Genomic DNA, 25710 nt, shown 5'->3' with positions numbered 1-25710 from the left:
CCGCGGCTCAGCCGGCGCCCGCGTTCTCGTGGACCACGTGCGGGCACCCCTCCACCCGGCAGGTGTCCTCCAGCAACGCGCGGATGGCCGGCGTCACCCGCAGGTTCTGCGCAAAGCCCACCATGTCCGCGTAGAGCTGGTTGTGGGTGCGCTCGTAGCGGCGACGCTTCGGGATGGCGGTGAGGAAACCGGCCCGCACCGCGCCGTTGAGCACCGAGGCCGGGTCGACGATGCGACGGCCCGACAGCAGGCCCTTCTCGTCGAGCGAATCGCGCCGGTAGTGCCCGTCCGGCCGAACGAACTTCAGGAACAGGAACCGCAGTTGCAGCGCGGTGGGGCAGGGACCGACGAAGTGGCGCTCCCGGCGGCCGTCACCGCCGAGCAGGCGGACGAAGTCGTTGACGTCCTCGATCGCCGGACGGCTGTCGATCTCGACCGAGACGAAGCCGGTGAGCTGCCCGAAGTCGGCCTCGGCCAGACTCGGCAGGCAGGCGTCGAAGCGAGTGCCGTGCAGCGTCGCGTCGGACAGGTCACAACCGGCCATCTCGCAGTTCTGGAAGCGGGTCGACTCCAGGTTCGCGCCGCGGAAGCTGACCTCGGCCAGCGACAGGTTCGCGAAGGTCAGCCCGGACAGGTTCTGCCGTTCCAGCGGAGCGTGCGGCAGCAGCCGGTCGCAGTCGGGAAGCCCGAGCAGCACCTGGAGCATGTTGCGGAACGCGGTCGGCGCCGTGGTCGCGCTCGCCAGCCGGGTGAGCAGTTCCTCGCCAGCGGCGAGTTCCCTGATCCGCGCGCACAACACGCGGATGGCGAAGGAGTCCGGCGGGAAGGGCCGGCAGTCCAGCAGTTGCGCGAATCGCACCGGGTTCACCGCGAAGTACCGGGCGGCCCGGTCGCCGATCTGATGCTCGAAGATGACGTCCTGGGCGAAGCGCACCCGCTGCCGCTCCGACGCGGCACGGAAGACCGGCAGGCGGCAGATGGCGTCGGTGCAGCGTTCCCGCTCCATGTCGGAGAGGTCGGCCGGGAGCACGAAGGCGGCGAGTTCGCCGATCTCGTGGACCGGCACACCCCGGTTGTCGTTCTCCAGCTCGGCGACCGCGACGTCGCTGATGATGTCGAGGAGATCCGCCCGGTTGACGACGTTCTCCTGCAACTGCTCCTTCTTGTACTCCCGGTCCATAATCGCGTCCACCGCGTCATGGACCAGGTCCATCTCCGAGTAGTCGTCCGGAATGCCGTCGGTCTGGCCGAGCGCGACCCGCTCGGCCAGCAGTTCGGCGTAGTACGGGGTACCGCAGAGCCGCATCAGCTGCGGCTTCGCGTCGACGATGTCGAGCAGGCGTTGGTCGTCGTCCTGAAGGCGGATCCGCGCGAACGTGCGGATCGACTCGGGTCGCCAGGGCAGCAGGCGGAACTCCTCGACGTACTCGTGCGCCACCGCGAGGAAGTCACGCAGTGCCTGATTGGAGCTGAGCAGCGAGTCCCGGACGCAGAGCAGGATGCGCGGCGTGGTCGGGTTGTCCGGCCGGGCCACGATCTCACGGATGTACTCGAAGAAGTCGGGGTCCTGGGCGATGACCTCGTCCAGCCCGTCCAGCAGCCAGCTCGCGAAGCCCCGGGTGAGCATCCACTGGAAGGTGGGCTGCTTGACCGGGCGGGCGACCTCGGTCTGCAACAGGGCGTCGACCATCGGGCCCAACGCCGGCGCGCTCGCCAGCGCGGCGTAGTCGGGCAGCAGCGGCAACGGCCGGTAGGCACGGCGGAGCTGCTTCTTCGCCTTCTGGAAGTTGGCGTAGAGCGTCGCGAACAGCGACTGGAACAGCACGCTCTTGCCGAAACCGGCGGGCGCGGTCACCAGGACGATCGGACGGTCCCATCCGCTCTGGCTGTCGAACCGGCGGGCCAGCTCGGTCAGCAGGTCGTCGCCGACCGCGCCGGTACCCACCGCCCGGAAGGGCTGCGGTGTCCGCCGGCGAGCCGCCGACTCCCCGTCCCGGGACAGTTGCTGCGCGGCGGTGCCGGCCATCGCCGACATCGGTGAGTCGTCCCACTTGAACCGGGCGTCGAAAAACTGGATCGGCACCCGGATGTCCACGTTGAACTCGTGCTTGGCAAGCCTGCGGAACTCCGTCGACAGGCCCTGGGTGGACTCCACGAGCAGGAACTTCGCCCCCGGCGTACGAGCCTCCTCGGCGAAGCGTTGCAGAAGGCTCGCCTCCCGCCGGTGCAGGTCGTCGGCGTCCGGGACCGCGGGGCACCAGACGGTCATGTGCTCGCTGTTGTCCGCGTACGCCGCACGGCGGGCCCGGACCACCTCGGCCCGCGTCTGCACGGGAACCGACCACCCCTCCGACTCGAGGAACGTCACCGCCTCGTCGTAGAGCGTCATCGATCATCCTCCATCAGGAATCGGAAGGGTTCCCATCTGTCGTGACCGCCGACGACGTGCAGGAACGCGCAGGCCCGGCTGACCGCGATGTAGCTGGTCGTCCAGTCCTCGTCCCCGTCGTCGGCGTAGACCACGGCCGGGGCCTCGCACCCGTGGAACTGACGCACCGTGCACACCGCCAGGCCGTCACCGCGCAGTCCGGGGCTGACCCGCACGCCCTGGCCGGCCAGTGCCCGGCGGATCGCGGCATGGCTGCCCTGCGTCGCGGTCACCAGGACCGCCTGGCTGGTCGCCAGGTCCTTCACGATCTCCACGATCGCGTCCACGCAGGCCCCGACGAGATCCGCCGTGCCGTCGGTGAACCGGGGCCGCCGGCCGTCCGGGCCGGTGAACGGCGTGTGCGCCCCGGAGACGCGTGCCACCAACTTGGCGATGGGCAGCGTGTTACGGCAGTTCTCGGTCAGCCAGAACTCGTTGAACGCCCCGTCCGGACGCCACGTGCCGGACCGGTCCCGCTGGTACGGGTCGGCGAACAGCACGACCGAGCCGTCCGGCCGGACGAGTTCGCGCAACGCCACCAGCAGGTCCTCGTCGTGGCTCTGCGCCTCGTCCACGATGAGGCAGTCCAGCGGTCGCCCGTACGCCTCGACCAGGCTCAGCACGGTGGCCCACAACGGCTCGCCCTCGTACCCGCCGATCCGGTCGGCCCCGAACAGGTCGCACAGGACGTCCTGCGGATCGCCGGAGCTCACCCCCGGTACCCGCAACTGGCGGCGGATCTCCAGGCGCAGGTCACGCTGCTGCCCGATCACCGCCACGCGCAGCCCGCGGGCCGCCAGCTCCCGCGCCCGTTCCTGGGCCAGCAGGGTCTTGCCGGTGCCCGCCGCGCCGAGTACGAGCGACGCCGGGCGGCGGGACGTGCCCGCCAGCACCTCCAACTGCCGCCCGGTGAGCTGGATCTGGCGCCGGGTCAGGCGGTCCAGGTCGTCAGCGGCCAGGTCGACGTCGTAGCGCAGGGTGCGCGCGACCACCGCGCTCGGCGCCAGCGCCGCCAACGCCTGCTCGAAGTCCGACCGGCTGGTCCATCCGCGCTGGTCCCAGTGGGCCATGACGCGTTCCACCAGGACCGGCGCATGCTCCAGCGAGGCTGCGGTCAGCACGATCGTGTCCGGGGCGTGCGGACCGAGGTTGCCCGACGGCCGCCCGTCGGTGAACACGACGCAGTGCCCGGCCGGCACCTGCCGGATACCCGTGCTGCGGCGCAGCCAGTTGGCCAGCGCGTACCGGTTGCGCACCGCCTGGTCGAACGGATCGCCGAGCGGCACGTCGGCGCCGCGCCGGGAGGCGAACCACTGCCGGTCGGTGACCCGGTAGCCGCCGTCCTTGACCTCCATGATCAGCAGCCCGTGCCGGGGATGGAGCAGGACGAAGTCGGTCTCACCGATCCGGAGCCGGGCCTGGCCGGAGTCGACGTACGCCAGGTTGTGCAGCACGCACCACGAGTCGTTCAGGGAGCGGAGACGCTCGAAGACGACCCGCTCGCCGCGCGTGGCGTTCGTTCGCTGATGCCGCGGGAAGAAGCGCGCCAAGACCGCCTCCGGGCGGAAGACGAACAGGAAACCTCATTGTCGGTGGGCGGCAGCCAGGCATTCCACCACCTGAATTACCGTCTTCTGTAGACGATCGGTCACCTTGAGGTCACGCACCGCACACCGAACTGACAGGCATCGTGCCCGAACGGATGAAGCGGCAACGGCAGGACGGGGGGCCAGAATTCGGATACAAGCACCTCGATCAGCTCGGGGAGGAATGCGCATGCCGGTCGGGAACACGGGCGTCCTGCTCGTCGACTGGGACAACCTGGCCGGCGCCGTCATCGGTCGTGGCCACCTGGTCGAGCGGGGCATCGTCGACGCGCTCTGGAGCGACGCGACCACCAGGTGCGGTGGCCACCTCCAGTACAAGCACATGGCGGCGGTGCGGTTCGACGGCAGCATCACCACCGCCATGACGGAGCACCTCATCGACGCCGAGGTGGTGGTCAGCCTGAAGGAACAGGCCGACATCCACCTCACCGTGCTCGCCATGGACTACCTCCACCAGGGCTGCGGTCAGTTCGTGCTGGTCACCGGTGACCAGGACTTCATCCCGTTGATCCGCCGCCTGCTGCGGGACGGCTGCCGGGTGACGGTCGTCTACGGCGATCCGGACCGGCTCTCCCCGCAGTTCCGGAGCATCCTGACGCTGCCGGGGCTCGACTCGATCTGCATCGACGACATCTACTCGCTCCGGCAGCCGCCCGCCGCCGACTGCAAGGCCCTGCTCGGCCTGGTCGAACTGCAACGACGCGGTGTCATCCTCGGCGGACGGGAACAGGCCGAGCGCACCGCGACGCTGGCGCAGTGGGGCGTCCTGCCCGACGAGGACGAACTGCGGTACTGGGCGCTCATCGAGTCCATCGGGCAGAAGGTCACCCGCACCGACGCGGCGGTACGCGCCAAGGACGGTTTCCTGCCCCGCCCGATGACCCGCGTCTACGTCGACCTGAACGCCGGCCGGTTCACCGATCTCGTCGCCGTCGACTACGCCGTGCGGCGCCTGGCGGCCCGGCCGAAAGGGCTGACCGCCACCCAGCTCCGCAGCGGGCCGTTCCAGTCCGACGACGGATCGCGGCTGTTGCGCGTGCTCGACGCGCTCACCGCCGTGCGGCTGGTGCGCAGGGGCGCCGACGACACGTACTCGGTGACCACCGACGATCTCGCACTGGGCTATCTGGAGCCGCTGTGGCGGGTGCACGCGGCCCTGACCATGGAGTCCTTCCGGCAGCAGCGGCGTTCCATCCCGTACCGGAAGCTGTCCGGGCTGATCGGCGCCGGCGGTGTCGGACAGGGGCCGAACCGACGCGCCGCCGGCGCGGTCAGCCAGGCCATCCGGTACGCCGCCACGGCCGGCGTGATCGACGCGGTCGCGGTCGACGGCGACCGTCACGCGATCGCCACCGACTCGGCGTTCGTCCGGCCGATCGAGAACGCCTACCACGAGCTGTACCGCGCGTTCGCCGATCGCGGCCCGAGCCCGGTGCCGGAGAACGAGATCCTGGAGTTCATGACGGTGCGGGACCGGACCCGGGCGGAGCCGGTGTTCGGCTACGACTCCCGCGACCGGCACCGGATCCTGCGGGTTCTCGCCCAGTCCCGGGCGCTCACCTGGCGGGACGAGAAGGTCACCGTTCCGCGTACCCGATGGGGCGACGCCGGATCGTCGTTCGCCTAGGGGCCGTCGTGCTCCGCCGGGTCCGGGCCCGCCTCAACGCCGTCGGACGCCACGGGCTGGTGTTCGCCGGGGCGGTGGCGACCTGCGCCGCAGTGGCCGCCGTGGTGGTGGCGGTCGCCGGCCCCGGTCAGCGGGCCGCCCCGATCGTCGGCTCCTTCGCCGTCATCGCCTCCACGGTCGGCGCGCTCGCGGCGATCCACCTCTCCCGGCAGGCGCTGGCCCGCACCGACCGGCAGCTGGAGGAGACCCGCCGCTCACTGGTGCTGAGCCGGTACCCGCTGCTGCTCCCGGTACACCAGGCGGTGGCCTTTCCGGACTCCGGCGGCATGGTGACGCACCACCCGCCCGCCGAGGACCGGTTCGCGCTCGCCTCGGCGCCGGAGCCGGCGTACGCATTCCTCGCGATCACGAAGAACCGCCTGGTCGTCCCGGTGGAGAACGTCGGCGAGGGGCCGGCGCTGCGGGTCAGCGGGACGCTGTGGTGCTCGGACGGCCGCAGCGGCCCGGTCACCGGGGTGTCCGCGCTCGGCGCGGGCCGGAGCGGCGTGCTGGCGGCCGTGCTGAGCCACGACGGGCGACCGACACCGGAGCGGTTGCGGGCGATGGTGGCGCGGGACACCGGGCCGGCCATCGCCTACCAGCTCGACCTGCACTACGTCGACGTCTTCGCCAACGCCCGCCGGACGACCGCATTGTTCGACCCGCGGGGACGCGGCGCGTGGCAGCACTCCTACGACGACGAATAGCCCTCGTTGAAGCCCTCCACGAACCCGCCCGCGAACCCGGAGAGGACACATCCGGCACAACACAGGATCACCAGCAGCGCCGGCACCGCGACCCAGAGGACTATCGCCCACCTGCCGTTCTCCTGGGCCGGCGGCGGCTGCACGAACGCCTGCGGCGGGTACTGCGGCGGCGGGTAGTGCGCCTGCTGCTGGTACGGATCCGGCTGGTACGGATCCTGGTAGTACGGGTCGTGAGGGTGCATCCGGCCATCGTGCCCACCGACCGCAATCGCCGGAACACCCGAACGGCCGGAAAGGGGAAAGCCCCAGCACGAGGCTGGGGCCGGGTATTGAGACGGCTCGGACAACGACTACATGTCAGCTCATCGTCGCCAGCCACCATCTCCCCTATGAGCAAGGTTAGGGTCACCCTCCGCAAGCGTCAACTCGGTCACCCGTACGAGTTGGGACGCCGATCATGCCATCCGAACAACCCCTCGTCCGGCCCGGTGGGCATCGAGGTGGGTCAGCACCGTCTGGTTGGCCTCCCAGCCGTCCGGGAACTTCACCGGCACGTCCAGGTGCACCCGCTCGGTCGACGGATACGCGTCGAGCAGCTCACCGATCCCGGCCCGCGCCACCACCACGCACGCGTGCCGGTGCCGTGACGCCAGCACGCACAGCCGCCCCGACTCCAGGTGGAACGCGGTGGCGTCGCGCCGGCCGGAGAGCGGGTGCAGCACGATCGTCACGTCGTACTCCCGGCCCTGGAGCCGGTTGGCGGTGTCGACTGTGATGCCCGCCCCGGCCGCGCCCAGCCGGGACCGGATGGCCGCGACCTGGTCGCGGTGCGCGGCCCCGACGGCGATCCGGTCCGCGGTGACCGGCGCGCCGCCCGGCGCGGCCTCGCTCACCGCGACCGCGCCGCGCCGCAGCACCCGCAACGCCAGCTCCGCGCAGGCCGCGGCAGCCTCCCCGTCGGTACGCACGGTGTGCCGGGCCGGCAGCTCGTGCAACGCCCAGCCGGTGGCGGCGGCCACCTCGACCGAGGCGTCGTAGGCGTCACCCGCACCGGGCTCGGTGAACGTCAGCGCGCGGTCGGACGGCCCGGTCCCGGCGCGGAACCCGGTGAACGGGTAGAACGCGGCGGACACCACCGGGGCGGCCGAGTCGGGCAGCCGCCACGACACCGGCAGCCGGTGCACCGGCAGCTCCGGGTTGTGCCGCAGCAGCGTGGCCACCGCCGACTGCATCGGATCCCAGGTCAGGCCGGTCCAGCGGAACGTCTCGACGGTGCTGAACGGATCGAGCTGACCGGGGTCGCCGACGAACAGCGCCCGCTCGAACCGCCCCGCCACGCGCAGCAGCGCGTCCGCGCGCATCTGGTACGCCTCGTCCACGATCGCCCACGGCCATCTCCCCTCGGTGACAGTGGCCCACTTGGCCGCCGTACCGATGGTGACCGCCGGGCCGCCCAGGTCGGCGACCTTCGCTGCGACCCGGACCGCCGGATGGGCGGTGACCCGCTCGGTGGGCCGGTAGTCGGTGGCGGAGAGCCGCCCGACGCGCAGCTCCGGCGCCCTGCGACCGAGCCGGTCGATGAGGTCGTCCACCTGCTCGTTGGTCTGCGCCACGATCATCAGCGGATCGCCGGTGGCGGCGGTCTCGACGGCGGCGCGGACGACGAGGGTGGACTTCCCGGCGCCGGGTGGCGAGTCCACGACGACGCCGCGGTGCGTGCCGTCGCGCAGATCCCGCAGCACACGCTGGATCACCTGCTCGGCTTCGTGCAAGGAAGGGCCCCCTATTAACGTCTCCGGTAGAGGCGGGGCCCCTTCTTAACACGCCACGGGGTAGGACTGCGCGGCGACGCCAGGGAGTTCATCACCCATCGATCACCTTGCACCCGGCTGCCACACTCGCCGTCAGGGACGACGGGGGAATCGCAGGTGAGACGATGGACCTTCACCGCAGTCGCATCGGTTGTGTCATCGCTTTCGTCCTGCTGCCGTTCGGTCTCTGCATGGTGCTGTTCGGGCTGGGCGGGAGCACCCTTCGACTGATCGGCGGGCTGATCCTCGGCGGACTCGTCATGCTCGCCGGCGTCGCGGGCGTCGTCGAGGCGGTCCGGCCGTTCCGGTTCCACATCAGCCTCGAAGGATTGACCGTCCGGACGGCCGAGCTGAACCGGCTGCTGCCCTGGGCGGAGATCGACCACCTGGTCCTGTACCAGCCACCTCCGGTGCTGGCCGGCAAGCGGATGCCGTCGCCGTTGCTGCTGCTCGTACCCGCACCCGGGTCGACCCTCGACGTCCCGCTGACCCACCGCAGCCCGTTGGACGACCGGCCCTGCCTGCTCCTGCTCGAAGTGCACGACGTCCGGGAGAAGACGGACCAGGTGGCCGACGCCCTCGCCCGGTACGGCGGCAGCCGTTTCACCGACCACCGCCAGCTCGTCCGGCAGCGTTTCGACTCAGCCCGCTTCCCGGTCGAAGCGCGCGGATACGACCGGGCTGCCGTCGACGCCCTCGTGCAGAAGGGCCGGGAGGCGCTGCGGTCGGAGGATTTCCTGGGGCGGCTGGGGGCGAAGGCAGAGGTGGAACTCGCCCTGGCCGAGTTGCCGCTCGTCGCGCACGGTTACGACCGCGTCCGGGTCGACGCGTTCCTGCGGGACCTGTCCGCCGCGTTGGGACGGTTCGAGGAGGGCGAGGAGGAGTCCGGTTGACGTGTCCGCACCCACTTACCGCCTCGTACCGCCTATGGTTTGCGGGCGAGCAGCCCGACGAAGGTGTGGTAGGTGTCGGTCTGCTGCGGGGCCGGCGCGTCCGGGTCCGGACGCCACTCGGCCAGCGGCACCAGGCCCGGCTCCAGCGGCGTCAGCCCGTCGGCGAAGGCGAGGATCTCCTCGTCGGTACGCCAACGACCGGTGCCGAGCGACTCGTTGAACACCCGCTCGACCTCGCGGGCCTTGCGGGAACCCTCCGGATCCCGCTCACCCGGGTCACGGAAGTGCGAGATCGCGACGTAACTGCCGGACGGCAGCGCGTCGATCAACGCCGCCGCGACCGATCGCGGGTCCTCGTCGTCGCCGATGTGGTGCAGGATCGCGAATAGCAGCAGCCCGATCGGGCGGTCGAAGTCGAGGAACCGGCGGACGTCCGGGTCGTTGAGGATCTCCTCCGGCTCGCGGATGTCGGCCTGGATCACCGTCGCGGTGCCCTCCGCGGCGAGCAGCGCCCGCCCGTGCGCCAGGACGATCGGGTCGTTGTCCACGTACACGACACGGGCAGCCGGGTTGTGCTCGACGGCGACCTCGTGCACGTTGCCCTGGGTGGGCAGCCCCGACCCGATGTCGAGGAACTGGTCGATGCCCGCCTCGGTCACGAGGTGGCGGATCACCCGGCGAAGGAATGCCCGGTTCGCCTGACCGGCGGCCGGCCCGTCCGGCGTGATCCGCAGGGCGTGCTCGGCGACCTTCCGGTCGACCTCGAAGTTGTCCTTCCCGCCCAGGAAGTAGTCGTAGACCCGGGCCACGCTGGGAACGGTGACGTCGATTCCGGGCGGTGCGGCCTTGTCGCGGGTCACAGGCGTCTCCAGGCTCCGTGGGCGGTTCCGGGCGTTTTCGGGGAGTGTAGCGACCGTACAGGGTGGATGGTCGCCCCGTCTGGGATCGCTCCCACCGGTCCGGCCCGCCACCAGGACGTTCATCGATCGACACGCCGAGGTCATCGCAGCTCCGCCGCCTCGCACCACCCGTCGTGACCATCCCGGTGTCCGCAGCGCCCGCTGCCGGGCAGCCGCACGTCACACCAGACCCGGTACCGCAGGTGCTGCGCGTCCTCCTCGCTGAGCGTCGTCTCACCGAAGTCGACGGCATCCAGGTGCCCGAGCGACCGGGCGAGCGCGGCGGCCAGCTCGACGGCGGCGTCCCGGCACGTCAGCGTGGTCGGCAGGTGGATTATCCAGCGCGGCTCAGTCATCGTGGCCGCGCCGCCGGCAGCCGTTGTGGCGGGACTGCCACTGCCGCAGCGCCTGGCGAATCCGCTCCGACTCGGTGCGCGCCGTGGTGAGCTCCCGGTGCAGGCGGTCCATCTCGTCGGCGACCCGGCACAGGTAGTCGTGCACCTGCGCCGGGTCCAGCCCACGCCAGCGGGTGTCGAAGAATGCGCTGCGCACCTGGTACGCCTGCACCCGCTCCCCGGTCACGTAGATCACGACGCCACCGTCCCGTCCGCCACGGCCTCGTCGGGCAGCCCGGCCGCGGCGAGCGTCGCCCTCCCCCACCGGGCCAGCCGGCAGGGGTACGGGACGCGCTCGCTACGGCACAGCGGCCCCTGCGGCCGATGCTCGGGCACGTGTACGCGCACGGCCAGCGCGGCGACGAGCAGATCCTCGTCGGTGACCGGGGTGAGGACGGGGAAGTCGGCGAGTACGGCGGACATCGGCGGGCGCCTCCGGGTCGAGGTCTCGTGGAGTGGCGCCGGGGCGGGCGGGGACGGCGGGAGCCGCGATCGGGGGACGCGGTGCCACCGGAGCCCGGCACCCGCCCCGGGCCATGCGCTGACCCTCAGTCCTCCTCGGCAAGAGACGCATGCCCTGCTGATCGTGGCCGCCACACACACTGCATACGCTCGGTCACCATCACGAGACGCCGTGCGATATGCACGGCGCGTATACCGGGCCGCTCCGGAACGGGTTGAATGGTTAGGCTCGACTTCGGACACAGGTTCTCCGCGAACGGCGAGGTTGCCGGTGACACCTGCGAACTGCCCCCGTTGCGGCGGCCGCCTGGCGCGCGACAACGGCACGGGACGCTGCGCGCCCTGCCAGGCCGCCGAACGCAACCGCCTCAGCACGCCGCCCGCCGTACCCGATTCGTTCTGGGACCGTGAACCGGTACGAACGGCGCTGGCCCGGCGGCATCTCGGGCAGGTGATCCGGGCGTACCGTCACCACCCGTACCACGGGCGGAGCCCGCTGCCGCAGAGCGTCGTCGCGGGGTGGCTGGGGATCACGCAGGCGCAGTTGAGCCGGATCGAGAACGGGCCAGCCCTGGTGCATCTCGACCGGTTGACGCATTGGGCGACCGTGCTCCGCATCCCGCCGGGGTCTCTCTGGTTCTCAGTCGGTCCAGACTCCCCGGCCAGCGCTTCGGCCGACGGGATCGGCGCAACACCAGACCTGGGTCGGCGAACCCTCCTGGCCGGCATCGCCGCGGTGTCGGCAGGAGCCGGGCTGGTCGGGGTTGCCGAGCAGCCCCGGCCCCGGCCTATCGGCAGTGCGGACGTCTCTCGGCTGAACGCGGTCTTGGAGCTCTACCGGTCGGTCGACTACGAATGCGGTGGCGGCCTGCTCTATCGGGAGGTCGCGCGGTTCGCGGAGTCGGTGTACGGGATGCTCGACTGGTCACACGCGCCCGGGCTGACACCCCGCCTCGTCGCGGCGGTCGCGGCGGCGCGTCAGTTGGCCGGCTGGACCGCGCTGGACGCCGGCTGGCACGCGGACGCTCAGCGGCATTTCGCCGCCGGCGAGCGAGCCGCGATGTCCGCTGACGATGCCCCGCTGGCGGCCCTGATCCGCTACTCGCAAGCCAAGCAGCTACAACACCTTCGGCACAACCACGATGCTCTGGCCGCGCTGAGGCTGGCCCACTCAGAGCTGGGATCGCGGGCGACCCCGGCGGTGAGGGCACTGCTCTGGGGCGCGGAGGCCGCCTCGACAGCCGCACTCGGCGACCACCGAAGCGCGCTGACCCTCCTCGGTCGCGCGAGTGATCAGTTCGAGCGTGTGGATCCCGAACGCGAGCCGACCTGGATGGCCTTCTACGACCGTGGCGAACTGCTAGCCCAGCACGGCCGCGTGTACCGCGACATGGCCCGGCAGACCGGGACACAGGCGACTCAGGCCGTACGGAGCGTCGAGGAAGCGATCATTGCCTTCGGCCCGGCGAACGTGCGCAGCATGGTCCTGAACGAGGTCGGCTTGTGTAGTGCGCTCTTCCTCGCCGATGAGCCCGAGCGGGCGGTCGCTGTCGGCACGCGCGTGGTCGAGCAGTCGCGTGCGCTGAGTTCCAGTCGAGTGGTTGATCGAGTGCTCAACCTGCGGCGCGATCTCGGACGGCACCGCCACCTTCCTGTCGTTGCCGAATTCGATCGGACACTCACCGCACGAGCTGCGGCCACGGTATGAGCGGACGGTTCTCGGAAGAAGCGATGACCCGCGCTATGCGGGAGATCGCCAGCGGGCTTGAGGTGCCGACCGAGGATGCCCGCCTCCTGCGGCTGACGAACAACGCCGTGTTCGCGTTGCCGGATTCCGGGCTCGTCATCCGCATCGCGCGGACGCACCGGCTCCGGGATCGGGTGACGAAGGTCGTTCAGCTCGCGCGATGGTTCGCCGAGCTGGACGCGCCCACGATCCGGCTGGCGCCTGGCGTGGCGCAGCCGGTTGCGGTCGGTGACTTGGCCGCCTCGGTATGGGCCTACGTGCCACCCACTGGGCCTACTCCGACGGTGGATGACCTCGGCTCGGCGCTGCGGCGGTTTCATGCGCTCGGACCCCCGCCCTTCCCGCTGGCCGTCTGGGATCCGATCGGGGATGCGCGTCGACGCCTGGCGGATGCCGACGGCTTGAGCGCAGAGGACCACGACTATCTGATGACGTGGTGCGACCGCTTGGAGCCGCAGGTCGCCGATCTCAACCGACGCGTGGAGCAGTCGCTCATCCACGGGGACGCACACGTCGGCAACCTGCTCCGGGATGCGTCCGGCGGCATCCTGCTCTGCGACTTCGACGCCACTTGTCTTGGCCTTTGGCAGGTGGACCTGGCGGCGGTCGCTGTGGGCGAGGCTCGGTTCGGAAAGACCGGGGCGCATCGGGCGCTCGCAGAGGCGTACGGGTACAACGTGATGTCCGACCGCAACTGGTCGCTTCTGCGGGAAGCCCGCGAGCTCAAAATGATCGCTGCCGCCACGCCGCTTCTCGCGAGTTCGGCGAGCGTCGCGGCCGAATTTGCCAAGCGATTGCAGTCAGTTTCCCAAGGCGACCACGGTCTACGTTGGAAGCCATTCGCCGATCTCGCCTGAGAGCCTCTCGGCGAGCGACTGCCGCCCCGGTGGGATCCTGTGCTCGTGCTGGAGAATCTGCGACTACGGCACCAGACCGCAGCGGAGGCCGACGGTCTGGTGGAGCAGCTTGTGGACGTATACCTCGACGCACACGCCGACGACGGCCCGCGCTACGCGGCCGCGCGGTACGAACAGCAGCTCGCCGCGCACATGCCCCGGGAAGGCTGGGAGCTGGTGGCGGCCAGGGTCGATGACGATCTGGTCGGCTACGTGTACGGCTTCCCGCTCGGATCCGATTCGCATTGGTGGGACGGCATCCACGAGCCGGTACCGGACGGCTTCACGGACGAAGACGGGCAACGGACATACGCGGTCTGCGAACTGCTGGTGCGGCGATCGTGGCAACGCCGGGGTATCGCGCGGGCGCTCCACGATCGGCTCCTGAGCACGCGGCGGGAGGAAAGGGCCACGCTGCTCGTACGACCCGACAACGTTGCCGCCCAGCAGGCGTATGACTCCTGGGGTTGGCAACCGGCCGGATGGCTCCGGCCCACGTGGGAGGGAGCACCGCTGTTCGAGGTCCGCATCAAAGCCATTGCGTCGAGCCGGTGATGGACAACGCGTCGACCTTCACCTCTAGGTGTCAATGATCTGACAGGCCACAGGACAAGGCTCCTAACACCTATCGCACCGGCTTCCGCCCGGCGTTCATCGCGGCTAGCTTGCCATCGTGGGGGATCTTGAGAAGGGCATCTACGAACACCTGATCACGGAGAAGCTGGCGACGCAGCTCAGGCATGTCGATAGCGCCCTCGTCCGGGATGCGAAGCTGGATGCCGCCGACGCGCACGACGTCCTGGCCCGGCACATCGCGGGCCTCGCGCGGCGGGCGCTCCTCGGCGTCGGTGGCGGGGAGAACAAGCTGGCCCGGCAGGTTGACCTGGCAAACCGCATCGCCGCGCACATCGCTCAGGCCGAGCCCCGCGCCGTCACCGCCGACGACCAGGTGGCAGACGCCCAACGTCTGTTGCACGCCATCGCCTCACCGCCCACCCCACCGGCCGCACCGGTCTTCCCGATCCGCCCCTCGACGCCGCTTTCCACCGGCGCGCTCCTGGTCAACGGCCGGCACCAGCCGCGCATCGGCCACGAGGTCAGCCACGAGATGGCGTCGGCGGACGAGGTGGACCTGCTCTGCGCCTTCATCAAGTGGCACGGGCTGCGCATCATCGAGCCCGCGATCACCGAGCTGGTCGGCAGAGGCGGTCGGGTACGGGTCATCACGACGACGTACATGGGCGCCACCGATCAGCGGGCGCTCGATCGGCTCGCCGAGCTGGGTGCCGAGATCAAGGTGTCCTACGAGACGCGGACCACCCGCCTGCACGCCAAGGCATGGCTGTTCCGGCGGAACAACGGCACCACCACCGCGTACGTCGGCTCGTCGAACCTCTCCAAGGCCGCGCTCGTCGACGGCGTGGAGTGGAACGTGCGCATCTCGAACCTGGAGCAGCCGCACATCATCGACACGTTCGAGGCGACGTTCGCCGACTACTGGAACGACTCGGCGTTCGAGACCTACGACCCGGCAGCCGATGGCGAGCGCCTACGTGTCGCGTTGCGCGGGGAACGCGCCGACGACGCACCGACTGAGATCGCGAACCTGGACGTGCGGCCGTTCCCGTACCAGCAGGAAGTTCTTGACGACCTCGACGCCGAACGCCTGGTGCACGGCCGCTGGCGCAACCTGGTGGTGATGGCGACCGGCACCGGCAAGACGGTGGTGGCGGCGCTCGACTATCGCCGGCTCCGGCGAGCCGGCCGCGTCGACTCGCTGCTCTTCGTCGCACATCAGGAGCAGATCCTGCGGCAGAGCCGGTCGGTGTTCCGCCAGGTCATGGGCGACGGCACGTTTGGCGAGACGCTTGTGGGCGGCGATCGGCCGCAGGGGTGGAAGCACGTCTTCGCGTCGATCCAGTCGTTGCGCCAGCGGGAGATCGACCCCGAGGCGTACGACATGGTGATCGTCGACGAGTTCCACCACGCCGAGGCGGCCACCTACACGGCGCTGCTGGAACGGCTTCGGCCGCGCGTACTCCTGGGTCTGACCGCGACGCCCGAGCGGAGCGACGGCCGTGACGTGCGCCGGTGGTTCGACGGCCGCGCGTCGGTGGAGTTGCACCTGTGGGAGGCCCTCGAACGGCAGTTGCTGGCGCCGTTTCAGTATTTCGGCCTGCACGACGACGTGGACCTGACGCGGGTGCGGTGGAAGCGCGGACAGGGGTACGACAAGGGCGAGCTCGACGGCGTCTACACCGGCAATCACGCACGGGCGCGGCTCATCCTGCACGCGGTCCGGCGGATCGCTGACGTCGGGCGGATGCGCGCGCTCGGCTTCTGCGTCAGCATCGGGCACGCGGAGTTCATGGCCGACTGGTTCACCCGGCACGGTGTACCGGCGGCGGCCGTGACATCGCAGGTCAACCGGCCGGAGCAGCACACGCTGATCGACCGCTTCCGCAAGCGCGAGGTGAAGGTGCTCTTCACTGTCGACCTGTTCAACGAGGGCGTCGACCTACCGATGGTCGACACCATCCTCATGCTGCGCCCTACCGAGAGCGCGACGATTTTCCTACAACAGCTCGGCCGCGGTCTGCGGCTGGACGACGACAAGCCGTGCCTGACGGTGCTCGACTTCATCGGCGGTCAGCACGCGAACTTCCGGTTCGACATGCGCTGGCGGGCGCTCGCCGGGGTCAGCCGGCGGGCGGTCGAAGCGGCCGTCCGGGAGGACTTCCCCTCGCTACCCAGCGGCTGCCACATCGAGCTGGACCGGGTGGCGAAGGAGATCGTCCTCGCCAACCTCAAGTCGGCGCTCCCGACGTCGAAGAACGCGCTTGTGGCCGAGCTGCGGCAGCTCGGTGACGTCAGTCTGTCCGACTTCCTGCGCGAGACCGGCCTGGAAATCGAGGACGTCTACCGATCGGCGAGCATCGGCGGCTGGGCCGGGCTGCGGCGCCTCGCCGGTCTCGACCCGGACGAAGGCGGCCCGGACGACCGTGACCTGAGCCGGGCCATCGGCCGGATGCTCCACACCGATGATGTCGACAGGTTGGATCTGATCGCTCAGGTCGCCGCCGGACAGCGCCCCACCGCCGGGCGGCTGCTCGACATGATGCACTTCAGCCTGTGGGGGTCGTCGGTGCCGCTGGCCGAACGCGACGCCCGGCTCAGGAGGCTGTGGGCGGAACCGGCGCGCTGTGCCGAGCTGCCGCAGGTAGTCGACGTGCTCCGTGACCGCATCCATCGGGTCACCGAGCCACCTGCCCCGGGCCGGGTGCCGCTGCGGGTACACGCCCGCTACAGCCGCAACGAGGCGTGCGCAGCATTCGGCATGACCAACCCCGGCTCGCTGCGCGAGGGCGTGAAGTGGCTGCCCGACGAGCGCGCGGATCTGTTCTTCGTCACGCTCGTGAAGTCCGAGGAGCACTACTCCCCCACCACCATGTACGCCGACCGCGCCATCACGGACAAGCTGTTCCAGTGGGAGTCGCAGAGCACCACCTCATCAGGCTCGGCCACCGGCCAGCGGTACGTCAACCACGTCGCGCAGGGCTCGACGGTGCACCTGTTCGTCCGCGAGACCAAGATCGCCGATCGCGACCTGGGCGCACCGCCGTACCTGTACGCGGGTCCGATGACGTACCGGGAGCACAGCGGCGACCGGCCCATGCGGATCCTCTGGGAGCTGCGGCATCCGCTGCCCGCCGACATGTACGCCGCCGCCCGGGCGATCGCTGCCTGACCTGGGATCTCGCCCACTCACCGAGTCAGGCGAGCGGGCGAGAAGCGTCGGCCTGCTCACGACGTCGGGCCGGCGCTGGCAGCACTCGGGACAACAGCACCGCGACCGCACCCGCGACCACTCCGACCATGGTCCCGGTGACCAGGCTCGACATCACCGCCGCACCCCGCAACAACGCCTCCCGCGCCCCCGGCTCCAGCCCGGCCAGCCCCGGCGCGTCCATCCCCAGCGACGAGTCCCAGAACACCTGGTGACCGGCCGCCAGGAACACCCCGTACAGCGCCCCGATCACCACGATCGTCAGGAACGGGCGCGGTGGCCGCCGCCACAGCACGGCGGCCACCCAGCACAGCGGCGGCCCGACCGCCAGCAGCGCGGCCACGACCGTGCCCTCCGGCACGACGTCCAGGTCGTGCAGCGCCACGCGCGGGGCGGCCAACGCGGCGAGCGCAACCAACGCCGGCCAGGAGAACCCGAGGGTACGGCGACCCGCGCTCATCGCGCCACCTGCGACGAGACCGAAGCCGACGTCGGTGCGGGAGCCGACGCCGAGCCCGGCGCGGTCGAGCGCACGAACTTCAGCAGCGCGACGAACGCGAGTACGGCCGTCACCGCACCTCCGGCGAAGCGCACCCAGTGACCGGCGACGAATTCGGCCGCGACCTGGCGCAGGTACTCCGGCGAATGCGTTCCCACCGGGTCCACGAACATGATCTCGTTACGCGGCCAGAAGAAGACAGCGGAGAACACGAACTCGCAGACGACGAACACGGCCGTGGCGCCGGCGACCCACCAGCGCAGCCGGCGGTCGCGCCAGGTGAGCAGCGTCGCGGCGACGCTGCTGAGGATCACCGACGCGCCGAGCGGCGGGAAGTAGTCGTGCGGGCCGCCGTGGACGAGGAACTCGCGGGCCCGGTCGAGCGAGGCGGGCGCGTCGCTGAAGATGTTCGGGTAGAGCATGACGGTCTCGGCGGCGACCCCGCCGAACGACATCATTGCCGCCCAGACCATGACAATAAGGGCGAGCCAGGTCAGTCTTGTGCGTACCACGAGGGTTCTCCTCACGTTTCGGGGACGCCATCGACGCTAGGTCGGCCTTCCCCGGCCGTCGTCCGCGTGGCCGCGCGACCGGATGTCGCTTCTCGGCGTACGCCTCGGGGTCGTCCCTGACGCCTGCGGACGACAGCGGTGAGGGTCCGCGCGGACCTAGGCTCGAAGGCGTGCCCGACACCTCGCCCACCCGCGCCGATGTGCTGCTCGCGGCGGCCACGCTCGGCCTGGTCGCGGTGGCCGTGGCGGCCGACCGGCCCTCGCCCGGCGGCGCGGCGCTCGCCGTCGTGGTCGGCGCGGTGCTCGGCGGGCTGGTGCTGTGCGCCAGGCGGTGGCCGCTGCCGGCGCTGGTCGCCACGGCGGTCGTGATCCTCGGGTACTACGCGCTGGACCTGCCGCCCGTCGGAGTGGCCGCCCCGGCCGCCGCCGTCCTCTACCGGGTGTCCGAGCGCGGGCGTGTCGTCCCGGCCGCCGTGGTGGCCGGGAGCCTGCTGGCCGTGTCCGTGGTCGCCCGGCTGGCCGAGGGCGACGACATCGCGGTGGTCGTCGGTACGGAACTCGGCTCCGAGGCGGCGTTGCTGCTCGCCGTCATCGCCCTCGGTGACGCGGTACGCAACCGCAGGTCGCTGCGGGCGGCGCTGGTCCGGCAGGCGGTCGCGGCCGACGAGGAGCGCCACCGGGAGGCGGCCCGTCAGGTCGAGGCGGAACGGCTGCGCATCGCCCGGGAGGTGCACGACACGCTCGGGCACACCATGTCGGTGATCACGTTGCAGTCCGCCGTCGCCCGGGAGGCGCTCGCCGACAGCGATCCGGCGCAGGCGGAGAGCGCGCTGGCCGCCATCCGGTCGGTGAGCGGCAGCGCGATGGCGGAGCTGCGGGCGACGCTCGGCACGCTGCGCCGGGAACCCGGTCCACGGGAACCGGCCCCCGGCTTCGACCGGCTCCCGGCGCTCGTGGACGGCGTACGCCGGGGTGGGCTGACTGTCGACCTGCGGATCGAAGGTCCGGTGGACACGCTGCCGGCAGTCGTGGGCAGCACCGTCTACCGGGTCGTGCAGGAGGCGTTGACGAACGTCCTGCGCCACGCCGAGGCCACCCGGGTCACCGTCACGGTCCGCGCCACGCCCGGCCGGCTCGCGCTGGAGGTGGTGGACGACGGCCGCGGCGGCCCGCCCGCGGGGCGCAGGGACGGGACGGGCCAGGGCCTGCGCGGCATGGCCGAGCGGGTAGCCCTGCTCGGCGGCACCGTAGAAACCGGCACCATCCAAACCGGCAGCACCGGAGCAACCGCCGCAACCGGCACGGGCGGCACCGCCGGCTTCCGGGTGTCGGTCTACCTGCCACTGACGGGAGTCGCCGCGTGAACCCGATCCGCGTCGTGCTCGTCGACGACCAGCACCTCGTACGCACCGGCCTGCGCGCGCTGCTCGACCGGGCGCCGGACATCGAGGTGGTGGGCGAGGCCGGCGACGGCGGCAGCGCCCTCTCGGTGGTACGGGAGCAGCGGCCCGACATCGTGCTGATGGACGTACGGATGCCCGGCGGGGACGGACTGGAGGCGACCCGGCGGATCCTGACCGACTCGATGCTGGACGGCGTGCAGGTCGTCATGCTCACCACGTTCGACGACGACGAGTACCTGTTCGAGGCGATCCGCGCCGGGGCAGCGGGTTTCCTGCTCAAGGACACCCCGCCCGACGCGCTGCGGGACGCGGTCCGGACCGTCGCCGGTGGCGACGCGCTGCTCTCCCCCGCCGTCACCCGGCGGGTGCTCGCCGCGGCGGCCCGTTCACCGGTGGCCGACCCGGGGCGGCTGGCCGGACTGACCGCACGGGAACGGGACGTGCTGGCGCAGGTGGGCGCCGGACGGTCCAACGCGGAGATCGGGCAGGCGTTGTTCCTGAGCCCCGACACCGCCCGCACCTACGTGAGCCGGCTGCTCCAGAAGCTGAACGCCCGCGACCGGGCGCAGCTCGTCGTGATCGCGTACGAGAGCGGGCTGGTCCGCCCCGGCGAGGGCTGAGCCGCGCCGGGGCGGGTCACAGTCAGGTCGACGCCGCGTCCGCAGGTTCCGGTGCCGCGTGCCGGCCGCCGCCGTTGCGCCGTTCGTCGCCGTGCCCCGGCCACCACGCCTTGTGGCCGATCAGCCCGGTCAGCGCCGGCACGAAGAACATCGACATGACGAACGCGGACAGCACGATCCCGATCGCCACCGCGAAGCCCATCTGCTGGAGGAACGAGATCGGCGCGAGCATCAGCACCCCGAACGTGCCGGCCAGGATCAGCCCGGCCGCGGCGACTGTCGGCCCGGCGTGTTCCACCCCGATCGCGGCGGCCTGGTGCGGTTCGTGGCCCTCGCGCGCCTCCTCGCGTAGTCGGGCGATCATCAGGATGTTGTAGTCGGTGCCGATCGCCACCACGAACAGGTAGAGGATGATCGGCAGCTGGAACGTCACGCCCGGGTTGCCCTGGAGCCCCTGGAACACGTAGACGGTGGCGCCGAGCGTGGCGGCGAAGTTGAGCAGCACGGCGATCACCAGATAGACCGGCGCGACGAGGCTGCGCAGGAGCAGCGCCAGGATGATCGCGATCAGGAGTGCGGCCACCGGCAGGATCACCGACAGGTCCCTGTTGTTCGCCGAGTTGATGTCCGCGAAGATCGCCGTGGTGCCGCCGACGAGTGCCCTGGTGCCCGGCGGAGCCGCCTCGTGCAGGGACTTCCGCAGGTCGTCGCGTACGAGCGTGATCGCCTCGTTGGACATCGGGTTCTCGTTCAGCAGCAGGTTGATCCGGACGACGCTCGGGTCGGTGGCGCTGCGCTCCGGCGGCTGCGCCTGCCCGACGCCGGGTGCGCGCGCCGACGCGGCGGCGAAGTCGTTCACCTGCTGCTCGGTGAGCGGGGTGCCGTTGCCGGTGGTCAGGTAGACCTCGGTGGGCGCGAGCGCCCCGGCGGCGAACCCGCGCTGGAGGTCCTGGGCGGCCCGCGCCGACTCGGTGTCCTGCGGGAAGCCGGCGCCGAAGTCGTAGTCGGCCTTGTAGCCGAGCACACCGGCGGCGAGCGCGACGAGCAGCGCGCCCGAAGCGGCGGCCACCACGGCCGGGCGGCGGCCGACGACGGCGCCGAGCCGCCGGGACAGGGTCGCCTTGGGCGGGCGCTGCCACGCCTTCGACGGCCAGAACACCCACCGGCCGAGCAGCGACACGAGCGCCGGGATCAGGGTCAGCGAGGTGACGAGCATGACGCCGACGGCGATGGCGAGCGCCGGGCCGAGCGACCCGAAGAAGCCGAGTGAGGCGAGCAGCAGCACCAGGAACGCCACGATGACCGCACCGGCGGCGGAGGTGATGACCTCGCCGACCCGCTGCACCGAGACGATCATGGCGGTGCGCTTGTCGTCTCCGGCGCGCAGGCGCTCGCGGTAGCGGAACAGCAGGAACAGGATGTAGTCGGTGCCGATGCCGAACAGCACGATCAGCAGGATGGTCTGGAGGTCCTGGCTGACGTTGAGGTCGAACGCCTTGCCGGCGGCGGCGACCAGCCCGGTGGTGACGGACATGACGACGCTGATGACCACGACCGGCAGCAGCGCGGCGATCGGGCTGCGGAAGATGATCAGGATCAGCCCGATGATGAGGACGATGGTGGCGACGCCGACGACGGCGAACGCGTCGTTGAACGTGTCCTCGTTGTCGACGAAGCTCGCCACGTCGCCCGCCACCCCGGCGGTCAGGCCGCTGCCGGCCAGGTCCGGCCCGAGGGCGGCGCGCAGGTCGCGTACCGCGTCGAGCAGGCCCGGGTCGTCGGGGCTGTCGGCGTCGAGACCGACGGTGACCACCTGCACGGACTTGTCCGGCGCGACGGCCTGCGGGCCGGTGAGGTAGCCGGAGGTCTGCGGGATGTTCCGGGCCTTGAGCGCGGCGGCCAGCTGCCCCACGCGCGCCTCGTCGGCCGCGGTCAGCGGTTTGCCGTCGCTGCGTTTGACGACGACGGTGGCGGTGGCGGTGGCGGCCTGCGGGAACGACTTCGCGCCCAGCTCGGTGGCCTGCACGGACTCGTAGGTGCGCGGCAGGAAGCTTTCCTGGTCCGCGGAGGTGATGTCGCTCAGTGAAGGACTGGCGGCGATGATCGCGATCGCGGCGACGACCCAGCCGCCGATCACCCACCAGGCCTTGCCCACGACGAATCTGCCCAGGCGCTCGAACATCGTTTCCCCCGTGTGTTCGGCTGTGTCGCACGCGATCCTACGCTGCGTGAGCAATCCCTTTCGGACGGCTCGCGGACTTTCGTCGATGATCCGGGTGGTCGAGGATCGACGGATGAGCGCGACGCTGCCCGGTCCCGGAGTGCTGACGGCCTGGTTGGCGGCGACGGTGCCGGCTCCGCTGGTCTTCTTCGAGTGGACCCACAGATGGGAGGAGGACCAGCCGGTCTCGACCGCACTGTGGTGGCCCGTGCTCGCGTCACCGGTGCTCGCCGCCGTGCTGGCGGCCCGGCAGCCCCGGCGGCCCGGGGTGGCCCTGGGCGTGTCCACGCTGGTCGCGACGGCGCTTCTCGCGTTGTCACTGGCGTTCTTCCGGTGGGTCGTGCCGCTGACCGGCGAGGCCCGCTGGGGGCGGGCTCTGCTCGGCGGCGCGGCGCTCGCGGTGGCCGGAGCGCTGACCGGGTACGCCGCCGGCGGGCGCCTGCCCCACCGGGCCCGCCCGGCGTCGCGGCGCGGCTATCTGATCGGCGGGCTCGCCATGGTGTTCGGCGCGCTGCTGGCCCAGTCCGCGGTACGGCTCGGCGCCGAGGACAGCACGACCGGGCAACCCCCGCATGAGTACGGCGGCGTCGGCCCCTACTCGACGTCGGCGGGCCGGTTCACGGCACCGGCCGCCGGGGCGTACGCGATCTTCGCGGTGGGCTTCTCCCCGACGGACCCGGACTGCCGCGTCACCGGCGGCGGCGCGGAGGTCCGGACGGCCGAGCCGGTCTCCGTCCCGCCGGGCGACTACGGCAGCGACGCCGCCGCCTATTCCTGGGTGGCCACAGTGCGGGTGCCGACGCCCGGTAGGTGGACGCTCGACTGCCGCGCGGACGACCCGGAGGCGTCCTACGTGGTGGGTGCCGTACCGGAGATCCGGGGCGCGGTCGGCGAGGTGATCCACTGGCAGGTGGGCGTGATCTGGCTGCTCGGCGCGGCGCCCGGCCTGCTGATCGTCGCGGACACCGCCAGGCGACGGCGAGCCGGTCCGATGGTCGCGGTGTCCGGCAGGATGACCGCGTGAACGACGACGAATGGTACGAGCGGCACGGACTGCGTCCGGCAGACGTCGAGCCGGTGCGGTCGATGCTGCGCGAGCAGATCCGTCTCGGTGCCGATAACGACAGCGCCCTCATCCACCTGGGCTGCGAGCAGTTGTTCCTGCACGGTGACCTGGCCGACGTACTGCTGATCTGGCAGGCCAAGCACTCCAGCTTCGACGCCGCGTGCTCCGTGGAGTGGCAGTTGCTGTGCGGGGCGGGGCGGGGCGGGAGCAGACGCTCGCTCACCTGCGGACGCTCGGCACGGCGGAGGCGGCCGAGGTTCTCGCCTACCTGTCGGCTGTCGATCCCGAGGACGTAGCAGCGTTCGACGTGGCCGAGCAGTCTCACTGGTACGTCGAATACCACGGCGGATTGTCGTAGGGGTCTCGTAGCCTGGCGCGGTCATCGACGATCGCAGGGAGGCGACGTGCTCGACCACTTCTCCGTAGCGGTACGCGACCTGGAGGCGAGCGGCGCCTTCTACGACGCGGTCCTCGCCCCGCTGGGCGGGCGGCGGCTGATGGAGCCCGGCCCGATCGGCTACGGCGTCGACGCGCCCGACTTCTGGGTGGAGCCCGCGCCGTCCGGCGCCACGCCGGTGCCGGTGCACATCGCGTTCACCGCCGCCGACCGCGCGACGGTGCGCGCGTTCCACGACGCGGCGGTGGCAGCGGGCGCGGAGGTGCTGCACGCGCCGAAGGAGTGGCCGGAATACCACGCCGCCTACTACGGCGCGTTCGTCCGCGACCCGGACGGCAACAACGTCGAGGCGGTCTGCCACCGCCCGGAGTGACTCCCGGCGCATCCGGGAGGCAGGATGGACCGGTGGAGATCGAGCCGGTCGAGCACGCTCCCGTACGCGCCATCCGCCGGGCCTGGCTGGCGCAGCGCTGGCACGATCTCGCCTTCCTGCACTGGGCGGTCCCGCCGGAACGGGTGGCGCCGCTGCTGCCCGCCGGCACCCGGCCGGACACGCTCGACGGGCTCACCTACGTCGGGCTGATCGGGTTCCGGATGGTCGGGCTGGGGCTCGGCCGTGGCCCGGGCGTGCCGTACTTCGGCACGTTCTGGGAGACGAACGTCCGGCTCTACTCGGTCGACGGCTCGGGGCGGCGCGCTGTCGTGTTCCGCTCGCTCGACGCGTCCCGCCTGGTGCCGGTGCTGGTGGCCCAGGTGAGCCTGCGTCTGCCGTACAAGTGGTCGGCGATGCGGCTGGACCGGACCGGTGACACGCTCACCTACCGCTGCCGCCGCCGCTGGCCCGGTCCGGCCGGCTCGATCAGCCGGATGGCGGTACGCGTCGGCGCGCCCATCCCCGAGCCGACGCCGCTGGAACACTTCCTGACCGCCCGCTGGGGCCTGCACACCCGGGCGTACGGCCGCACCCGCCACCTGCCGAACTGGCATCCACAGTGGCCGCTGCACCGCGCCGAACTGCTGCACCTCGACGACGAGCTGGTCACCGCCGCGGGCCTGCCCGCACCGGACGGGCCGCCGGTGAGCGTGCTCTACTCCCCCGGCGTACCTGTCGTCTTCGGCGGCCCCACGTCGGTCGGGTGACCGCCACGTTGATCGACGCCAGGTCGCCGCAGTGGCGGCATCCGGCACACCGGAACACCGCCACTTCCCCGAGGTGGCGCCGGCACGTCCGCGCGGCGCGGAGGCGAGCGGGTCAGTGCAGCGGGTCGTGGGTGCCGTGCGGGACATCGGGACGGCATCGGCGTACCCGGTCCGCGGCCATCCGGCCACCCACCGCCAGCCCGTACCGCTCCACCGCGGCGAGCCCGTACGCGCTGCACGTCGGCGTGTAGCGGCAGGTCGCCGGCCAGCGGTGCGACAGCCAGCGCCGGTAACCGAGGATGGCGGCCCGGCCGGCCCGGTCCACGGCGGGCCGCCGGACGACGCCCGCGGTCACCGAGCCGAGGGTGAGCAGCATCGAGAAGAGTCCCAGGTCGCAGCAGCCCGGCCCGTCGCAGGTGGGCACGTCGCAGTTGCACCAGTCCCGGCTCTTCTTTTTCTTGTGGTGCCGCTTCCGGAAGATCACCACGCCATGATGCGACACGCCCGCCACTGTCGATGAGGCGACCGGACCGGGTCCGGTGTGATCGGGTCGG

General features: G+C 71.4%; 25 protein-coding genes. 13 read left to right on the top strand and 12 right to left on the bottom strand.

Annotated elements, in window-relative coordinates; translation table 11 throughout:
* Window positions 1-7 precede the first annotated feature (7 nt).
* Together MICAU_RS05485 and MICAU_RS05480 are read right to left on the bottom strand one after the other, a co-directional pair.
* Window positions 8-2389, bottom strand: coding sequence for a pentapeptide repeat-containing protein (locus MICAU_RS05485; RefSeq protein ID WP_013284298.1), 2382 nt, complete (start codon window positions 2387-2389; stop codon window positions 8-10).
* Window positions 2386-3978, bottom strand: coding sequence for a nuclease-related domain-containing DEAD/DEAH box helicase (locus tag MICAU_RS05480; RefSeq protein WP_013284297.1), 1593 nt, complete (start codon window positions 3976-3978; stop codon window positions 2386-2388). Before MICAU_RS05480 ends, MICAU_RS05485 begins: the two co-directional genes overlap by 4 nt.
* A 226-nt stretch (window positions 3979-4204) precedes the next feature.
* On the opposite strand from MICAU_RS05480, the gene MICAU_RS05475 reads away from it, so the two are divergent.
* Both MICAU_RS05475 and MICAU_RS05470 read left to right on the top strand, forming a co-directional pair.
* The gene (locus MICAU_RS05475; protein WP_013284296.1) at window positions 4205-5662 is read left to right on the top strand and encodes an NYN domain-containing protein; all 1458 of its coding nucleotides are present in this window, start codon (window positions 4205-4207) and stop codon (window positions 5660-5662) included.
* 8 nt (window positions 5663-5670) lie between these two features.
* Window positions 5671-6408 (top strand): hypothetical protein, encoded by a 738-nt coding sequence (locus MICAU_RS05470; protein ID WP_013284295.1) that lies wholly within the window; start codon window positions 5671-5673, stop codon window positions 6406-6408.
* Here the strand turns inward: MICAU_RS05470 and MICAU_RS05465 are convergent.
* Together MICAU_RS05465 and MICAU_RS05460 are read right to left on the bottom strand one after the other, a co-directional pair.
* A complete protein-coding gene (locus MICAU_RS05465) occupies window positions 6393-6650 on the bottom strand; it encodes a hypothetical protein (protein ID WP_013284294.1) in 258 nt (85 codons plus the stop codon). The two genes, MICAU_RS05470 and MICAU_RS05465, sit on opposite strands and share 16 nt — an antisense overlap.
* 213 nt (window positions 6651-6863) lie before the next feature.
* Window positions 6864-8180, bottom strand: a complete 1317-nt coding sequence (locus MICAU_RS05460; RefSeq protein ID WP_013284293.1) for an AAA family ATPase — start codon at window positions 8178-8180, stop codon at window positions 6864-6866.
* Between the two features lie 164 nt (window positions 8181-8344).
* Between MICAU_RS05460 and MICAU_RS05455 the strand changes: the two genes are divergently transcribed.
* Entirely contained in the window at window positions 8345-9112 is a 768-nt protein-coding gene (locus MICAU_RS05455) for a hypothetical protein (RefSeq protein WP_013284292.1), read from the top strand.
* A gap of 32 nt (window positions 9113-9144) precedes the next feature.
* Here the strand turns inward: MICAU_RS05455 and MICAU_RS05450 are convergent, their stop codons facing one another.
* The 4 genes from MICAU_RS05450 to MICAU_RS05435 all read right to left on the bottom strand — a co-directional run bounded on the left by MICAU_RS05450 (window position 9145) and on the right by MICAU_RS05435 (window position 10829).
* Complete coding sequence (locus MICAU_RS05450; RefSeq protein WP_013284291.1) at window positions 9145-9972, bottom strand: SAM-dependent methyltransferase; 828 nt, start codon at window positions 9970-9972, stop codon at window positions 9145-9147.
* Window positions 9973-10112: 140 nt separating this feature from the next.
* Window positions 10113-10367, bottom strand: coding sequence for a hypothetical protein (locus tag MICAU_RS05445; protein ID WP_013284290.1), 255 nt, complete (start codon window positions 10365-10367; stop codon window positions 10113-10115).
* Window positions 10360-10602 carry a DivIVA domain-containing protein gene (locus MICAU_RS05440; protein WP_013284289.1) on the bottom strand — a complete coding sequence of 81 codons (243 nt, stop codon included), beginning with the start codon at window positions 10600-10602 and terminating at the stop codon, window positions 10360-10362. The genes MICAU_RS05445 and MICAU_RS05440 overlap by 8 nt, the downstream gene beginning before the upstream one ends.
* A complete protein-coding gene (locus MICAU_RS05435) occupies window positions 10599-10829 on the bottom strand; it encodes a hypothetical protein (RefSeq protein WP_013284288.1) in 231 nt (76 codons plus the stop codon). The genes MICAU_RS05440 and MICAU_RS05435 overlap by 4 nt, the downstream gene beginning before the upstream one ends.
* 310 nt (window positions 10830-11139) lie before the next feature.
* Between MICAU_RS05435 and MICAU_RS05430 the strand changes: the two genes are divergently transcribed.
* The 4 genes from MICAU_RS05430 (at window position 11140) to MICAU_RS05415 (ending at window position 17259) form a co-directional block, all read left to right on the top strand.
* Window positions 11140-12576 carry a helix-turn-helix domain-containing protein gene (locus tag MICAU_RS05430; RefSeq protein ID WP_013284287.1) on the top strand — a complete coding sequence of 479 codons (1437 nt, stop codon included), beginning with the start codon at window positions 11140-11142 and terminating at the stop codon, window positions 12574-12576.
* Complete coding sequence (locus MICAU_RS05425) at window positions 12573-13472, top strand: phosphotransferase family protein (protein WP_013284286.1); 900 nt, start codon at window positions 12573-12575, stop codon at window positions 13470-13472. The genes MICAU_RS05430 and MICAU_RS05425 overlap by 4 nt, the downstream gene beginning before the upstream one ends.
* Window positions 13473-13517: 45 nt before the next feature.
* Window positions 13518-14066, top strand: a complete 549-nt coding sequence (locus MICAU_RS05420; RefSeq protein WP_013284285.1) for a GNAT family N-acetyltransferase — start codon at window positions 13518-13520, stop codon at window positions 14064-14066.
* A gap of 118 nt (window positions 14067-14184) precedes the next feature.
* Complete coding sequence (locus MICAU_RS05415) at window positions 14185-17259, top strand: DEAD/DEAH box helicase (protein WP_013284284.1); 3075 nt, start codon at window positions 14185-14187, stop codon at window positions 17257-17259.
* 25 nt (window positions 17260-17284) lie between these two features.
* Here MICAU_RS05415 and MICAU_RS05410 read toward each other — a convergent pair whose 3' ends face one another.
* Together MICAU_RS05410 and MICAU_RS05405 are read right to left on the bottom strand one after the other, a co-directional pair.
* Entirely contained in the window at window positions 17285-17758 is a 474-nt protein-coding gene (locus tag MICAU_RS05410) for a hypothetical protein (protein ID WP_013284283.1), read from the bottom strand.
* Complete coding sequence (locus MICAU_RS05405) at window positions 17755-18309, bottom strand: anthrone oxygenase family protein (RefSeq protein ID WP_013284282.1); 555 nt, start codon at window positions 18307-18309, stop codon at window positions 17755-17757. Before MICAU_RS05405 ends, MICAU_RS05410 begins: the two co-directional genes overlap by 4 nt.
* Before the next feature lie 170 nt (window positions 18310-18479).
* On the opposite strand from MICAU_RS05405, the gene MICAU_RS05400 reads away from it, so the two are divergent.
* Together MICAU_RS05400 and MICAU_RS05395 are read left to right on the top strand one after the other, a co-directional pair.
* Window positions 18480-19673, top strand: a complete 1194-nt coding sequence (locus MICAU_RS05400) for a sensor histidine kinase (protein ID WP_013284281.1) — start codon at window positions 18480-18482, stop codon at window positions 19671-19673.
* On the top strand, window positions 19670-20332 hold the full coding sequence (locus MICAU_RS05395; protein WP_013284280.1) for a response regulator: 663 nt from the start codon (window positions 19670-19672) through the stop codon (window positions 20330-20332). Before MICAU_RS05400 ends, MICAU_RS05395 begins: the two co-directional genes overlap by 4 nt.
* A 22-nt stretch (window positions 20333-20354) precedes the next feature.
* Here the strand turns inward: MICAU_RS05395 and MICAU_RS05390 are convergent, their stop codons facing one another.
* Window positions 20355-22514: an MMPL family transporter gene (locus MICAU_RS05390; RefSeq protein WP_013284279.1), complete on the bottom strand. Its 2160-nt coding sequence runs from the start codon at window positions 22512-22514 to the stop codon at window positions 20355-20357.
* Between the two features lie 112 nt (window positions 22515-22626).
* Here MICAU_RS05390 and MICAU_RS05385 point away from each other — a divergent pair, with 112 nt between their 5' ends.
* The 4 genes from MICAU_RS05385 to MICAU_RS05370 all read left to right on the top strand — a co-directional run bounded on the left by MICAU_RS05385 (window position 22627) and on the right by MICAU_RS05370 (window position 25156).
* Window positions 22627-23577, top strand: a complete 951-nt coding sequence (locus MICAU_RS05385) for a hypothetical protein (protein WP_013284278.1) — start codon at window positions 22627-22629, stop codon at window positions 23575-23577.
* Window positions 23574-23915: a hypothetical protein gene (locus MICAU_RS05380; RefSeq protein ID WP_013284277.1), complete on the top strand. Its 342-nt coding sequence runs from the start codon at window positions 23574-23576 to the stop codon at window positions 23913-23915. Before MICAU_RS05385 ends, MICAU_RS05380 begins: the two co-directional genes overlap by 4 nt.
* A 108-nt stretch (window positions 23916-24023) precedes the next feature.
* On the top strand, window positions 24024-24389 hold the full coding sequence (locus MICAU_RS05375) for a VOC family protein (RefSeq protein WP_013284276.1): 366 nt from the start codon (window positions 24024-24026) through the stop codon (window positions 24387-24389).
* A 32-nt stretch (window positions 24390-24421) separates the two neighbouring features.
* Window positions 24422-25156 carry a YqjF family protein gene (locus tag MICAU_RS05370; protein ID WP_013284275.1) on the top strand — a complete coding sequence of 245 codons (735 nt, stop codon included), beginning with the start codon at window positions 24422-24424 and terminating at the stop codon, window positions 25154-25156.
* Window positions 25157-25268: 112 nt separating this feature from the next.
* Here MICAU_RS05370 and yidD read toward each other — a convergent pair whose 3' ends face one another.
* Entirely contained in the window at window positions 25269-25640 is a 372-nt protein-coding gene (gene yidD, locus MICAU_RS05365) for a membrane protein insertion efficiency factor YidD (protein WP_225319755.1), read from the bottom strand.
* Window positions 25641-25710: the final 70 nt, after the last annotated feature.

It is taken from the genome of Micromonospora aurantiaca ATCC 27029 (genome assembly GCF_000145235.1).
Lineage (GTDB): Bacteria > Actinomycetota > Actinomycetes > Mycobacteriales > Micromonosporaceae > Micromonospora > Micromonospora aurantiaca.
Note: the sequence above shows the minus strand (reverse complement) of the source record. Positions and strands in the feature narration are given on the sequence as shown.